This window comes from Pantoea sp. Ae19-2 (genome assembly GCF_059801205.1).
Genome location: NZ_JBCHWE010000001.1, coordinates 1140721 through 1155870, shown reverse-complemented (window position 1 = coordinate 1155870; position 15150 = coordinate 1140721). Strand labels below are relative to the sequence as shown.

The window sequence follows — 15150 nt, the reverse complement described above, 5'->3', positions numbered from 1 at the left end:
ATATCGCCTTCAAAAACGTCATTGCAAAATTTAAAAAAAACAGCAATAAAGTGTGAATTCTTCAGTTAAATAAAAAAGATGTTGTCGATAAGTGTTCCGCTGACATAAAGAACACCGAGGTGGTCTAGATTTACCAGCTGTGTATGCAGCCTAATTAACCTATTATCCAGATGATTTCTTATCTTGCGGAACTCATGGCCTTTTGATGATGAATTTACCCTATTAGGAATTTCTACTTTTTGTAGAATTTCATTACACTCCAAATATTAAAAAAATTATGTACACAATTATGCATTCAGGTTTAAGTAATTTATCAATCTGTATGATCACGCATTACTAACAGAGTGCGTTCAAGGTATTAATTCAAGATACAAAGGAATAAAAAACCACACGATATTTCGCGTATGATAAGTATAGTAAAATGCTATAGATTAACATTCTATTTTTTCATCCAAGCATTATTTTAACAGCAAGTCATATAACTTTTTGAATATTTTTCTTTCGACATCGGAATCAGTCTTAAGATACGCATTTTTAAGCGACATCAGCTTTACGCTTTGTGATTCCCATCCCATATCTGCAGGTGTGCCACTTATTCTCTTTGCAAGATAATATCTTACCTTTGTAGTCGTTCTTTCATAATCTCCGATAAACTCAGTGAGTTTTACATGTAAACCCGTTTCTTCAAATGCTTCTTTTACTGCTGTCACTTGCAAATCTGGTAAGGCCTTATCAATAGTTCCTTTAGGAATGACTAACGTTTGTCCGCCAAAATGGTTAGTGGGCTCACAAAGCCAAATTCGCAGATCAGGTTCAATGATGACAGCGCCGGCAGCAATTCTCTTCCCTTCAGTAGGGATAAATTTAGGCTCTTTAATTTTTACATCAGAAGTTTGTATTTTACTCCAACCCTCACTCGTGGATGGTGGCTGCCAAGGGCGAAACACAGCATGGTTCAGTGAAAGGGGCAGCATTGTGCCAGGCGTAATAGTCAGTATTGTGTCTAAAAGTATATCTTTTTTTCCTTCCCACAAAAGCAGAGGACTTGGCTTTGAAGGAGATTTGATACCGACAATTCGATTACTATCATTTTTCTTGATATGAATATGCGGTAAGTCGTTATTTAATTCTTTTATCAGCCAATTTTTTCTTTCAATCAGAATTTTCGCCAATGTAAACCTGTCTTTTCTCTTACCCGGCCCATGAGTCAAGCATTCTTTGATAATTTTTTCGTTATCAATATGACTGAGACGTTTAATGCCCTCGATGATTTTATTTCTGGATACAGAGGAAAAAACCTGAGCGGCCGCATAATTTACTTTAGCATCTAGCATGGTAGTTATTTCATTTGGAACAATATTAAAATCCGTTCCTTTCAACCCATTCTGCGCTCTGAAAAGAAGAGCTCCTCCTACATCAATACGCTTGGCCAAGCCATTTTTCATCAAGATATTATCTTTCTCTTCACCTACAACGTCCCAGTTAGCCAACCACACATCAGTTATAAATCCTTCATGCAATCCTTTCACATGTGCATAATTCGAATCGAAATTAATTTTCTTTAAATTGCTATCGAAAAGTGACGTCACTGCATATTGAGAGTTGTGCATTACCCCTCTCAAACTAACCGCATCAACGCCAGCTAGAGCGTAAAGCCTTGAGGCTAAAATTTCATTGCGCGCCCGACTCTCACTACTGACCACTTTTACATAAATTAGTTTGTTATTTTCATTTTTAAATACTCCTCCCGGGGTACTACCCATTGTATTGCTGATGCGACTCCACCTGTTGGTCGAAGAAGAAAAGTCGTCTATACCGCTTCTGTCCGCCCCAAAAGCTTTCATATCGATGTTCATAACACCATATCTGTAGGTGACATTACTTATTTCGTAGCGGTTTGTTATATCGAGAATAATTTCATGCTCACTTTGCGGGTTCTGAATATCGTGAGGGAGAGTGCTATACTCAGGAACGATACCTTTTGCACCAGACTTATATTCTTTCGGTCTGTCACCCAGCATTTCTAAATTAATTAATACAGCCTCCTCTCCCGCTTTGAGATTGGTCGCAAACTTCAATGCAACCGCCTTTAATGTTGAAACACTCGTAACGCCACGACCAAAATATGACCCATCTTTTTTTTTGAACCCATGCATTATGCTATGTGCCAAAAACTGACTTTTCTGCCCACGTGGTCCAGTTTTAATGATATCAGTAAATTCTTTCGATAAATGCATTCCCCGAAATACCACTTTGCTGTTGTAGATATCAGCAATTTCACATGAATAAATGGGTATTGTTTTCCTGAGTTCGCTCATAACTTCGGGACTCGTATTTTCTGACTGATAAAGTCTAACCCGCCCCATAAAGTCTAAAAAATTTTCCACTATTGTTGGATTTTTATGTTTTAAATTAAAAACTTTTTCATATTGCTTTTTACACAACCTTCCTTCTTCCCGAGTATTGAATCTATCTAACGGATAGCCGCCATCATTACTTCTGCCTAAACTTTTAAAATTATTAATCATGTTACTTTTGAACGTTGAAAACATAGCATTCTCCTTTTTAATTAAGTGGAAAATTACTAACACTAGTTCCATCTTAGATAATTTTAATTATTGACACTAATAAGTTAAATTGTAAAAAATAAGGAACCCATCCCTCACAATGTGGAGGGTTGTTTTTATTTTAATGATATGTTTTATATTCTAAATAAAGTTAACCCCCCCCCGTTCTTTATGATGTAAAAAATATTTAAAACTCGATTTTATCATTTATTTCTCTCGTTCAGCTTTAGTAAGCTTGGGTTTATTTAATAGACATTAGACAAGGAAGCATAAAGTCATGCAGGGAGTGCTTGATATTAGAACCCACCCTTAATTTCGCAGAATTAATTGGCCAGTTCCCCATCGATAACAACTTCCATTATAGCGCCTTCAAACAAAATTAACTGCATGTTTGCATCCGAATTCGATACTGCCAGCGCCTGCTTACTGAACAGCCACACTGCGCGTTGAACCTGTCAGAGAAATTAAACAGCGCCAGATGCCCTTCGAGCATTCTGTTGAAATATTTGTTGATACCAGTAAATACCTGCAGTGATACGAGCCTATTCGGCTAGCTTGACCGACTTTAAAGTAGTCAGTGAGATCGGTCTTGCCTGTGACTGGATTATTAACGGTGACGTTATGTCCTCACACCGTTACTTTTTAACTCATGAGGGTGTTTGTCAGCTCATTATGTTATTTGAGCCTGATAGGGTTCACTACGGCAAATTACGATCAAAAAAATTTTTATGCCGTTGCGCCAGGGCGCAGGATGCCCAGGGTCGCTAAATCTGAAAATCGATGACCGGCTCATCGTCACCCGCGGAGGACAGTGCCTGCTCTTTAATCTCTTCAAGCGATAAGTTGGCGTTGCACAGCTCCAGAAATTGCCAGACATAGTTGCGCTGCAGTTGGCCCCGTTTCAGCCCCAGCCACACCGTATTAGCCTCAAACAGATGCGTGGCATCCAGCCTGACCAGCTCACCGCCCGGTTCGGTTTCACAGGCCTGATCGGCCAGAATACCGACACCAAGGCCAAGTTTGACATAGGTTTTCACCACATCGGAATCCTGTGCGCTGAGCACGATGTCCGGCTTTAAGCCTGCCCCCTGGAAGGCCCGATCCACACGTGAACGCCCGGTGATCCCCTGGCGATAGGTAATGAGCGGATGGTGACTGAGCGCATTGAGCGATACCGGCTGTTGCTGCACCAGTTCGTGATCGTGCGGCACCAGCAGGGCATGATGCCAGCTAAACCACGGAAACGCCGCCAGGCTGCTGTTATTCACCAGCATCTCACTGGCAATTCCGACATCCACCTCGCCTGCCAGCAGCATGTTCACAATTTCCTGCGGCGAGCCCTGGTTCAGTTCAAGCCTGACGTTGGGATAAAGCTGGCGAAACGCCTTGATGACGGGCGGCAGACTGTAACGCGCCTGCGTATGCGTGGTGGCGATGGAAAGGATACCGCTGGATTCATTGGTAAACACGTCAGCCAGACGGCGGACTTTACCGGCTTCGTCCAGAATGCGCTCCGCAATGGTTAATAGCGCTTTCCCGGGCTCTGTCATGCCAAGCAGCCGCTTGCCGCGCCGGATAAAGATTTCAACCCCAAGCTCATCTTCAAGATCGCGAATATGGCGACTGACGCCCGATTGCGAAGTAAATAGCGTGCTTGCGACCTCTGTAAGGTTGAACTCCCGTCGTGCCGCTTCGCGGATAATTTTAAGTTGCTGGAAATTCACACTATTTACCTCTCTTTACACAATCTGATAAACAGAGGGTAAAAAGGATTTTCGATAACTGGAAATACTAAAAAAGTTTTATTTATGCATTTGAAGCATATAGAACAGGGCGGGAGACGTTGAGCTGCATTCTGATGGACAGTCACAGAAAGGGCAGCGGCGCGATATCTACGCGCCCTGCTTCAGAGAAAGTGGGTCAGGACAGGCGTTCTAGCTGACCAGGGTGAGTTCCCGTTTTTCCGTCAGCGGTTTGTTCAGCAGCGACAGCAGGATATTTTTAACGGCCTGCGCCGGGGGCGATAAAGGTAACCGATGTGAAAGGTTGAGCGATAACGGCAGGCTGATCGTCGGGCTGGTAATACGCGCCATCCATGCCTGGGTGGAACCCACCAGCGCCCGGGCGGCGGATTCCGGCAATACAGTGACGCCCATCCCGCTGGATATCGCGGCGGTCAGCGTGGAAAGCGACTCTATTTCACCAATAATACGCGCACTCAGGCGGCGCAGTGAAAATGCCTCGTCAACGCGCTGACGCACGGCACTGTAATCGCGTGGCAAAAACAGGCTCATCTGTGCCACTTCAGCCAGATCCACATTGGTACCCGGACAGGCAGTGGTGCCGACCAGATACAGATCTTCTTTGAGCAGCGGTAGACTGTTGATCCCTGCCGTCGGCGCACGGTCATACAGCACGGCCATATCCAGCTGCCCGCTAATAATGTTTTCATTCAGGGCGCTGCTGCTGTTTTCATGCAGGTAAACAATGATATCCGGATACTGTTCCCGTACCGTTTGCAGCAATGGCATCGTCAGCGAGGAGGCGGCCGTTCCGGGAGCCAGTCCAATGGAAACCTGCCCTTTCACCACTTCACCGGCATTCATCACCGCTGACTGTGCCAGCTCACACTGTCGCAGAATAACGCGCGCATGGCTGTAGAGTAATTTTCCGGCTTCCGTAGGTGTTACGCCGCGTTTGGTGCGATTCAGAAGCTGCTGCTCCAGCTCACCTTCAAGCGTAGCAACCTGCTGGCTTAACGCAGGCTGGGCAATATGCAGCACTTCTGCTGCCCGCGTCAGGCTACCGATATCGACGATTTTCACAAAGTATTTCAGCCGTCTTAAATTCATCTTGCCTCCGTTGCTACGTCAAGGTTTCTGGCTGATCCGTATCAACCAGCCTGTATACAGATGAATTGCAATATGCAGACCAGGTTTATTCAGATCGCGAAACATGTCGGGAAATAATTGCTAAGCATCAGAATAAACAGCATTTCTCTGTACCTCCAAAGAGGTAAATCGGGGAGCACCGCCGCATTCAGGCGGCGACACAGGGTGAGCTGCACCTCAATAGTGCGAAACATGTCAAACCAGCGTGCAGCGTCGGCCCTGTGCCAGCAAAGGTTATCGACGTGCCAGCGTCCGGCCCGGTTATGCAGGAGAAAAAGCAGAAAGAGAGTGAGATGCGTTGCTAGGTTGCTGCGTGGCTGCGTGGCTGCGTGGCTGCGTGGCTGCGTGGCTGCGTGGCTGCGTGGCTGCGTGGCTGCGTGGCTGCGTAAAAGTCTAAGACTGTTGGCTGAGGAGAAACAGGTTTATTGCCTGAGCGGTTGATCGATTCGAAACGTCTTCCCACCTGTAACGCTCAATACGCTCATGTTTTTTTAAAACGTCAGAAAGGCGAACACGCAAACACATTTGTGTTGAAGCAAGGCGGCGATTCTCTGGCACCAGAGAAAACCCCCACGGGATTCCGTTTAAACGCTTTTTGGTTTTGCTGTCTTTTTTTGTTCACCCCAGCCAGCAAAGCGCGAATACGCAAACGCATGTGTGTTGTAGCAAGGCGGCGCCAGGCGCTTAGGCCCAGGAGCATAGTAAACTATGTGACTGGGATAAGCGCCTGGCGCCAACGCCGCTACGGCGCAAAGGCGGCAGCGTATTTTAGCGCTTAGCGCGATTACGTCGCATATCGATGGTAACTGCGGCGACGATGATGATGCCTTTGATGATGTCCTGGATATAGGCATCCACCCCAACAAAGGTGAATCCGCTTTTAATCAGACCAAGAATTACCGCACCAATCAGCGTGCCGGTAATACGGCCCACACCACCCATCAGGCTGCTGCCGCCGATCACCGCTGCGGCAATCGCATCCAGTTCATAGCCCACGCCCATGCTTGACTGGCCACTGCTGACGCGTGCCGCCAGCACTACGCCCGCCAGGCCTGACAGCGCCCCCGCAATGGTGTAAACGATAATCAGGTATTTGTTGACGTTAATGCCGGACACTTTGGCCGACGTCATATTGCCGCCAATGGCATAAACATATTTGCCATAACGGGTATGTTTCAGCGCAACGTGAAACACCAGCGCCACAACCAGAAAAATCACCACCGGCATGGCACCCTGACCAATAGAGGTGAATCCATCGGACAGAAAACTGATGGGGTTACCCTGGGTGTAATACTGCGCCAGACCGCGCGCAGAAACCATCATACCCAGTGTGGCAATAAAAGGTGGGATGCCGGTGCGGGTAATCAATACGCCATTGATCAACCCGCACAGTAAACCGACGCCAATGCCGGCAGCAATCGGCACGGCCGCAGGCATATTCACCAGGGATGGAAACATCGGCGTCAGCGTATCTGAGGTTTGCGCCAGGCTGGCAGCCACCACCGCAGTCAACGCAATCACCGAACCGGAAGAGAGATCGATACCGGTCGTAATGATCACCTGGGTTACACCGACGGCGATGATACCGATGATAGCGACCTGCAATACAATTAAAATCAGGCGGTTCGTGTTCATCAGGAACGACTGATCGCGAACATACCAGCCAAAAATTTCAAAAATTAAGGCAATCCCCACCATTACCACAAAGATGCCGGTATCCTTTGGAACCCGGTGACGCAGGCTTGCCAGGAAAGAGGGTTGTTGCTGAGAAGCCTGAGCGGCCGTGGCTTTCATATTACTCATCGTGGTTTCGCGCCTCATTCGGATGCTAACGACAAAATAGTTTCCTGATCGGCCTCTTCTTTATCGAGGATGCCGGTAATGCGCCCACCATGCATCACCATGATGCGGTCACTCATGCCCAGAATTTCAGGCAGCTCTGAGGACACCATAATGATGGCAACGCCACGGTTGGCAAGCTCACTAATCAAACGATAAATTTCTGCTTTTGCCCCAACATCAATGCCGCGCGTCGGCTCATCCAGGATCAGGATTTTCGGTTGAGCCAATAGCCAGCGGGCGATAAGCACTTTCTGCTGATTGCCGCCGCTCAGGTTATTGATGATTTGATCCATGGTAGGGGTTTTAATATTCAGACGGCGAATTTGATCCATGCAGTCCTGAGCCATTTTGACATGGCTGACAAAGCCGCTTTTGCCGCTGTATTCCGGCATGTTGACAATGCTCATGTTCTCCAGCACCGACAACACCAAAAACAATCCTGACTTTTTACGATCTTCAGTCAAAAATGCCATGCCCTTTTCGATGGCGACCGACGGTGAGTCAATATTCGCCGGGATGCCGTCAATCAGAATTTCGCCGCTGTCAAAATGCGTCATGCCAAACAGGCTTTCCATCACTTCGCTGCGCCCGGCTCCGACCAGGCCTGCCACACCGAGAATTTCTCCCCGGCGCACACCGAAACTGACGTCGGTGAAGCGGTCTTTGCAGCTCAGATGACGAACGGTCAGCACCTCTTCCCCGATGGCATTATTGAATTTAGGGAAAAGCTGTGTCAGCTCACGCCCGACCATTTTAGTGATCAGAGACTGGCGCGTGAACGCACTGGTGCTGTCGCTGCCCACCCAACTGCCGTCACGAAACACGCTGATCTCATCCGTGATGGAAAAGATCTCATCCATTTTGTGACTGATATAAACGATGGCTTTACCCTGTTCGCGCAGATCGCGAATGATGGTAAATAAATGTGCGACTTCGGTTTCCGTCAACGCGGAGGTGGGCTCATCCATAATGACAATGTCGGCATCCCAGGACACCGCTTTGGCGATTTCCACCATCTGCTGTGAGGCGATGCTCAGTTCGCCTACCATGCGGTCGGCTTTCAGTTTGATATTGAGCCGGTTAAGCAGCGCCTGCGTGTCTTTATTTAGCCGGGCATGATCGACAAAACCAAATTTCATCGGCTCCCGCCCCAGCCAGATATTCTCGGCCACGGTCATGTGCGGCACCAGATTCAGCTCCTGGTGGATCATTGACACACCCGAACGTAACGCATCCATGGTGTCCCTGAACTGCACTGGCTCCCCTTTAATCTTGATGGTGCCCTGATCGGGACGGTAAATCCCGATCAGGCACTTCATTAAAGTGGATTTGCCCGCGCCATTTTCACCCATCAAAGCATGTACCGTTCCAGAGCGGACGCGCAGCGACACATTGTCCAGTGCCTTCACACCCGGAAAGAACTTGCTGATGCCTTCGGCTTCAAGCGCAAAAGCGGTCATACATCACCTCCGTACTACGGGTTCAGACGTTTATTTTTGGTTCATGCTGGTATATTTGGTGTAGTTGTCTTTGGTGATCAGCTGGAATGGGATATCAACAATCTTCTGCACTTTTTCACCGTTTGCCAGTTTGATTGCGGTCTGAACAGCGCCTTCACCCTGCCCTTTTGCATCCTGGAATACGCTGGCCACCATCTTGCCGTTCTTGATCATCTGCAACGCATCCGGTGTGCCATCCACGCCTGCCACCAGAATGTGTTTATCGTTCTTGCCTAATGCCTGAATGGCACCAATCGCCATTTCATCATTGTTTGACGCGATGGCATTGATATCATCGCCAGCGGTCATCCAGTTGCTCACGACATCTACCGCATCGTTGCGGCTGAATTTCGCCGTCTGCTTTTGCACCACTTTAATATTCGGGTATTTCGCCACTACGGCTTCCACGCCTTTGGTGCGTTCGCGGGTCGATTCGTTAGCCAGATCACCTAATAAAATGGCAACGTTGCCCTTGCCGTTCATCGCCTTCGCCAGGGCTTCCATCTGCAGACGGCCCGCCAGTTCAGAGTCAGAGCCCACAAACGCCATTTTGTCGCCTAGCTGGGCCTGGGGTTTACGGTTAACAAATACCAACGCCACACCGGCCTTGGACGCCTGATCGATAATGGGTTTTACGGCGTCAGTGTCGACGGGGTTAACAATGATGGCGTCAACGCCCTGTCCAATAAAGTTCTGTACCTGCTGGAGCTGCTGGGCCACATCGCCTTTGGCATCTTCGATCTGGCCTTTGACGCCATCTTTTTTCATCTCATTTTGTACAGCGTTACGCACAATCGTCAGAAAGTTGTCATCAAACACCGCCATAGAAACACCCACGGAAATATCTTTCGCCATCGCAGCGGCGGGCAACATGCAGGCTAACAGTGAGGCAACAATCGTTTTTTTGATGTTCATAGGGACCCTTCTTATTTGTTAACTTGCTAGCGATTTACGTTTTGAATGAAAAATATCTTTTACATTCACACCGCCTCGCCGGCGTTTTTATGGAAAATTTGAGGTAAGACGACTACGTTGATGCTTTTGCTAAAATCACCACTGCTTTTCTTATCCGCATGATTTTACTTAACATGCTGACGGTATCGTTCTGGCGCTGGTACGTCCATCCCACTTTCAGGCGCCAAGCAGTTTGTTTATTCCATATATTTATTTTTTGAAATTTTTATCATAAAAGCACTGAAACAAGCGTTTTGATATCGTCAAATAACAAAACTTTGACATGCGTCTAACATCTACTGAGAAATGGCGTTAAAGTGAGATCCTGTTAGCAGTTTGAAAAGCAAGCGAATGTGTCTGATATTCACCAATACGCTGCTTTTACGAGCACTTAAACGCAAACCATGAAAGAGGGCTTTGACATCCCTAACCGGCGCCGCTACTATTCGCCCCGTTCTGACAATTCCTCTGTAGTTCAGTCGGTAGAACGGCGGACTGTTAATCCGTATGTCACTGGTTCGAGTCCAGTCAGAGGAGCCAAATTCTTGTTTTCAGGCATGCTTTAAAGCCTTTCAACCCGGTTTTATTACGTCTGCGTGAGAAATTTTTCCGATGCGTAGTGGGGTTAACCTGCGCATTCGGCGAAACAGCAAATCTGATTGGCGTCATTCCCGCTCGATAATAGCGTCATAAATCTGTTCCCCAGCCGTACGTGAAAAGCCCCAGCATCCCCCCTTGTGATCGCCTTTTATACTGACTGATTCACAGCGTCTTTCTCTGCTTGTCCATCCGAACGGTTCACGCCGCTGTCCTCTCCGAGAGCGCCTCGACCAAAAAGAATCCCGCATTGCATCAGGTGCCCGTCACTGACTCCTCCTGCCATCCGCGCGACGCTATGCGTAACTGGCTGAAAAAGAAGATCAATCCCGCATAACCGCACAGAACTGGAAAAGTCGGTTCAGATTCCGACCCGCAGGCTGGCGCAGTAAAAGGAGGTATCCTGTTGAAAGCTGGGTTCTTCCGCGCTGTTCTGCGCCCGGTTTGGCTAACGTCTACACGGCCAAGGCTTTCTGTTTGTGAAGCGTGGCGCTGTCCGCGACAGCATTGGGCAAGGAAGCGCTGCCCATAGCGCTGGCGTGGTCAGGTATGTTTACAGGCAACAGAAGTCTTGAGTCACGTGTTGATATAAAAATATTGGGTTTTATGGCGTCAGCCCCTACCGATATCCCCTCCGTCACAAAAAAGCGTCGTTCTGCGGTTTCTGAAAAGGACACTTAGGTTCACTCGTTCTTTGCCGAAAACAACATGGGTACGACAACACCATAACTGGAGAGAATGATGAAGGTATCGACACGACTGTCTGCTGGCTTTGCTTTTTTGATACTGCTTTTCGTCATCAGTTCAGCGGTTGCAATCAGCAATCTGCTTGAGACGCGTCAGAATATTGATGAGATCGTCAACACCAACCTTAAAAAAGTGACTTTGTCTAATGATGCAGGTACGGCGCTGAGAAATATGCTTGTTGAGGTGAGAAATATGGCGCTCTTCTCTGATCAAAAAGCAATTGAGAATGAGTGGGGCCGCTTTGAAACTCAGAAAGGGGTTTATACCCAGAAACGCACTGAGCTTGCATCCATGATCGAACGCGACCATAACCAGCAGGAAATTGGCCTACTCAGGAAAGTACAGCAGAATGAACAGGCCGCGCTCACGACACTCGCGACGGCGGCAAACATGGGCAGGCAGAGACAACTGAATGGCCTCGCAGATTATCTGACCAACGTTGTTCGTCCCCCTCAGCAAATCCTTATCTCCAGTCTCAACGAACTCACGGACATGCAGCGTGCCTTTGCTGAAAACACCGCCGTGGAAAGTAACGCGTCCGCCAGCCGCGTTATCAAAACCTTTATTGCTCTCATCATTGCAACCGTCATTTCCGGCGCCCTGATTTGTCTCGTCATCAGCAGGAAGCTGATGCGCCAACTGGGCGGTGAACCTGCACAGGCTCAGGCGCTGGCCGCGACCATCGCTTCCGGGGACCTCACCTCCACCGTGCTGCTGCGTCGCAACGACACCAGCAGCCTGCTCGCCTCACTGGACAGCATGCAGGCCAGGCTGCGCGGCCTGGTATCGCAGATAAAGGATGCTTCCACTTCCGTGGCGCTGGCGGCCGACGAAATCGCCCAGGGCAACACCGAGCTGTCGTCACGAACCGAGCAGCAGGCGGCCGCCCTGCAGGAAACCGCTGCCAGCATGGAGCAGCTGACCGCCACGGTGAAGAGCAACACCGCTGGCGCGCAGCAAACCGCTGAATCGGCCCGAGATACGGCCCGCCTGGCCCGTTCGGGTGAGGCCGACGTGCAGCGGATGTCTGGCACGATGCAGGATATTTCCGTCAGTGCCGCTAAAGTCCGGGACATTACATCGGTCATTGAAAGCATCGCGTTTCAGACCAACATCCTGGCCCTGAACGCCGCGGTGGAGGCGGCGCGCGCCGGCGAGGAAGGCCGCGGTTTTGCCGTGGTGGCCGGTGAGGTGCGCACGCTGGCGCAGCGCAGCGCCACGGCGGCCCGCGATATCAAGATCCTGATTGAACAGGCCGTTGAGCAAGTGGAAAGCGGCGTTGCCGTGGCCTCCTCGACCGGGCAGAGCATCATCAAAATTGTCGGGATGGTCGGCGAGCTGGCGGAGGCCATGGACTCCCTCTCTCTGGCGTCCTCCGAGCAGATGCAGGGGATTTCACAGGTCAGCGTGGCGGTGAGTCAGATGGACGGCGTGACCCAGAACAATGCGGCGCTGGTCGAGGAGTCGTCTTCAGCCTCGCGTTCGCTGTCTGAACAGGCGCAGGCGCTGCGCGGTATGGTAGCGGCGTTTCATGTCTGAGAACGGGTTGTGGGTTCATGGTGAAGCATATTTTCTGTTTTCGTAGAGCATCCCGGTTCAACGGGTGCCGGCACAGGAATAAAGCCCTGATCCACAGCACAGAAAATCACAGGGTTCAGGCTGGCATTGCTGCCGTTGTTGCGCACGTATGACAACAATCGCCACACCCGGAGTAGCCCCCCTTTCACGCGCTCCCGCCTGTTTTTTACAATGGCATTACACAGCGAATCTCGATGAGGTTCGCTGTTCACTGACGCCTCAACGTCGGAAAAAAGAGGATGCTCCCCGCAAGCATTCGTCTGCATGGGGTTAAAACTCGACGACAATATTGCCTTTGGGAATGCTACAGCACGACAAAATATAGCCCTCTTCTACGTCCTCATCGGTGATGCCGCCGTTGTGGTTCATCTCCACTTCCCCTTCCAGGCATTTCACCTTGCAGGTGCCGAAGATGCCCATACCGCACGCCTTGGGAATATGCAGCCCCAGCTTGAGGCGTCAGCCAGTGACGTTTTCTTCGCGTTTACAATAGCTCCGGCCACGTCATAATCAGCTTTGCCTGCACAGGCTCGGCCAGCAGGCTGGGATCGGGCTGCCAGCTGTCCCAGTCGCGAAATGCGCTGAAATCAAGCCCGGTCAGGGTTTCCAGTGAACGAACCGCCACGCGATATTCATCCACCTGCGGCACCGCTTCCGGTTGTAAAAGCGGCAATACGCGGCGAGGCTCATCCAGCAGCTTATCCTGACTGACCAGCAGTGCGGTGGCCTGCGGCGTGCCCTGTGGACCGATGCGCAGAACGACCTTCCAGAACAGCAGCGGGACCTGCAAATCCCCGTACTGCCGATGTTGATCGTTCAGTACCGGGCCGGTCAGTACACTAATTTGCTGTTTAGTCTTCAACACACCATATTCCAGGATATAGCGCTCAACCCCTTGCCAGTACTGCACGCTCTGGTTAAAGCGAAAATGCTGCGGGGAACAATTAGTGAAGTGGAACGTGTCTTTATTGGCGCGCACCGCCTCGGCCGCCGTGCCCCAGGTGGGATCGCTGCGGCGGGTGAGATGACCGCGATCGAACCAGCGACTGAACGCGCTATAAAACGACTGACCAGTAACATAGCGGCTGTCGATGCGGCTGTCTTCATACCAGCGGTCACCTTCGGGCAACAGCGAAGGTTGCCCACTGCCGCGGTCAATGTTGATATAGCGTGCCCCATCGATATTGGTGGCGGTAAAAAAAGCCAGCCGTCGTTCGGCATTCATCAGCAGAGAAAAGTGCTCGTAATTCAGCCTGGCATCAGCGCCGTTGCGCCCGTCACGCAGAGGGGCGACTTCCCCTGCACGCGGCGCGATAATCTGTGCCAGATCGACAGGATTGTCCGCCAGAAAGTCTGTCTGAAAACCGTCGCGATTAGCGTAGTTTTCATCTGGCGCGGCGGCACTGGACTCAGGCAGTAGCGGTGCATTATCGGCCGTGAGCGCCTGCATCAGGATTGCCTGCCCATGCGGGGACAGCGCTGGCAACTCGCCCTTCAGCCAGTCGGTGAGCGCACTCATGCGAATGCCTTCGTTAACCCATTTTCCGCTGTCTTCTGTGGCGCCATGATGAAGGGCCACCAGCTGCCAGCCGTCGTTGAAGACCGGTGCACCTGACGAGCCGCCTTCACTGTCGGCCTCATAGTGCAGAAACTGTTCGTGACGTGCTAACAGGGCATTGTTGCGCAGCGTGATTTGCTGTGGCGCACCGCCCGGATGATGGATGAGATTGAGGCTGATGCCCAGCGCATGTTTATCATTACGATCGTTAAGTGCCAGCGGCAGCGGTTGCTCACCGCTGTCGGTAAGCGCCTCGCCAAGCGCTATTAACGTACAGTCGAACGCCTCCGTCGGGCTGGAAAGCCAGAAGCTGTCGGCATCCACCGCATAGAGACGTCCCGGAAGAATTTCGCCGGATTCGCCCTGGCGATAACCGAACTGCAGCGTGATGCGCCCCGAAATGGGGGCTTCAGGCAGCACGTGATGATTCGTGACGAAGAGGTTGCCATAGGTCAGAAATCCACTTCCCTTAGGTATGCCATCTTCTCTGACCAGCGCGACGGCGCGTGCTGCGCGTAACCCCTGCTGTAAAAATGACACCGGCAGCAAGTCGTTAGCGCCCATAATGACGCTCTGGCGTGCCCGCTGTTGAAACGCATAGCGCTGCGCTCGTCGTGAGTCCGGTTCCGCCTGCTGGCCCTGGCTGAGCGCAGTGCGCGTCTGCTGCCGTTGCCCGGCCGTGATCGCCAGCCTTGAGGCTATCTGCGCTTTCAGTTGCTCGTTCATTCGCATCTCCATGGTTGGGTTTGCTCTCTTTAACCATAGCCGCTTATCACGGAACAGGCGGCACATTGCGGCGCTGCGACACAGTGGCTAACCTGCAGAAAACATGATCTCTATAAGACTGTTTCGGCGTCTTAAACTGGCCTTTCCTGACGATTTGAACGGCCTTGCCATGCGGTAAACTGTGGATGAAA

At 50.4% G+C, this 15150-nt stretch carries 8 protein-coding genes, 1 tRNA gene and 1 pseudogene; 2 read left to right on the top strand and 8 right to left on the bottom strand.

Translation table 11 applies throughout. The annotated features are described in order from the left end of the window. Window positions 1–458: 458 nt before the first annotated feature. The 6 genes from AAIE03_RS05305 to AAIE03_RS05280 all read right to left on the bottom strand — a co-directional run bounded on the left by AAIE03_RS05305 (window position 459) and on the right by AAIE03_RS05280 (window position 9714). On the bottom strand, window positions 459–2552 hold the full coding sequence (locus tag AAIE03_RS05305) for an NUDIX hydrolase (protein WP_498562850.1): 2094 nt from the start codon (window positions 2550–2552) through the stop codon (window positions 459–461). A 779-nt stretch (window positions 2553–3331) separates the two neighbouring features. Further along, entirely contained in the window at window positions 3332–4291 is a 960-nt protein-coding gene (cbl, locus tag AAIE03_RS05300; protein ID WP_013026296.1) for an HTH-type transcriptional regulator Cbl, read from the bottom strand. A 210-nt stretch (window positions 4292–4501) separates the two neighbouring features. After that, window positions 4502–5419: a nitrogen assimilation transcriptional regulator NAC gene (gene nac / locus AAIE03_RS05295; RefSeq protein WP_013026297.1), complete on the bottom strand. Its 918-nt coding sequence runs from the start codon at window positions 5417–5419 to the stop codon at window positions 4502–4504. An 807-nt stretch (window positions 5420–6226) separates the two neighbouring features. Further along, window positions 6227–7252 carry an ABC transporter permease gene (locus tag AAIE03_RS05290; protein WP_028715298.1) on the bottom strand — a complete coding sequence of 342 codons (1026 nt, stop codon included), beginning with the start codon at window positions 7250–7252 and terminating at the stop codon, window positions 6227–6229. Between the two features lie 23 nt (window positions 7253–7275). Continuing rightward, window positions 7276–8760, bottom strand: a complete 1485-nt coding sequence (locus tag AAIE03_RS05285) for a sugar ABC transporter ATP-binding protein (protein WP_013026299.1) — start codon at window positions 8758–8760, stop codon at window positions 7276–7278. Window positions 8761–8790: 30 nt separating this feature from the next. Continuing rightward, the gene (locus AAIE03_RS05280) at window positions 8791–9714 is read right to left on the bottom strand and encodes a sugar ABC transporter substrate-binding protein (RefSeq protein ID WP_013026300.1); all 924 of its coding nucleotides are present in this window, start codon (window positions 9712–9714) and stop codon (window positions 8791–8793) included. Window positions 9715–10217: 503 nt separating this feature from the next. Here AAIE03_RS05280 and AAIE03_RS05275 point away from each other — a divergent pair. Beyond that, window positions 10218–10293: transfer RNA gene (locus AAIE03_RS05275), tRNA-Asn, on the top strand. 798 nt (window positions 10294–11091) lie between these two features. Next, the gene (locus AAIE03_RS05270; protein ID WP_042677810.1) at window positions 11092–12636 is read left to right on the top strand and encodes a methyl-accepting chemotaxis protein; all 1545 of its coding nucleotides are present in this window, start codon (window positions 11092–11094) and stop codon (window positions 12634–12636) included. 309 nt (window positions 12637–12945) lie between these two features. On the opposite strand, the pseudogene AAIE03_RS05265 reads toward AAIE03_RS05270, so the two are convergent. Continuing rightward, window positions 12946–13128, bottom strand: a pseudogene (locus AAIE03_RS05265) (2Fe-2S iron-sulfur cluster-binding protein); the annotation flags it as partial. A gap of 31 nt (window positions 13129–13159) precedes the next feature. Continuing rightward, window positions 13160–14959 (bottom strand): DNA/RNA non-specific endonuclease, encoded by a 1800-nt coding sequence (locus tag AAIE03_RS05260; protein WP_498562849.1) that lies wholly within the window; start codon window positions 14957–14959, stop codon window positions 13160–13162. Window positions 14960–15150: the final 191 nt, after the last annotated feature.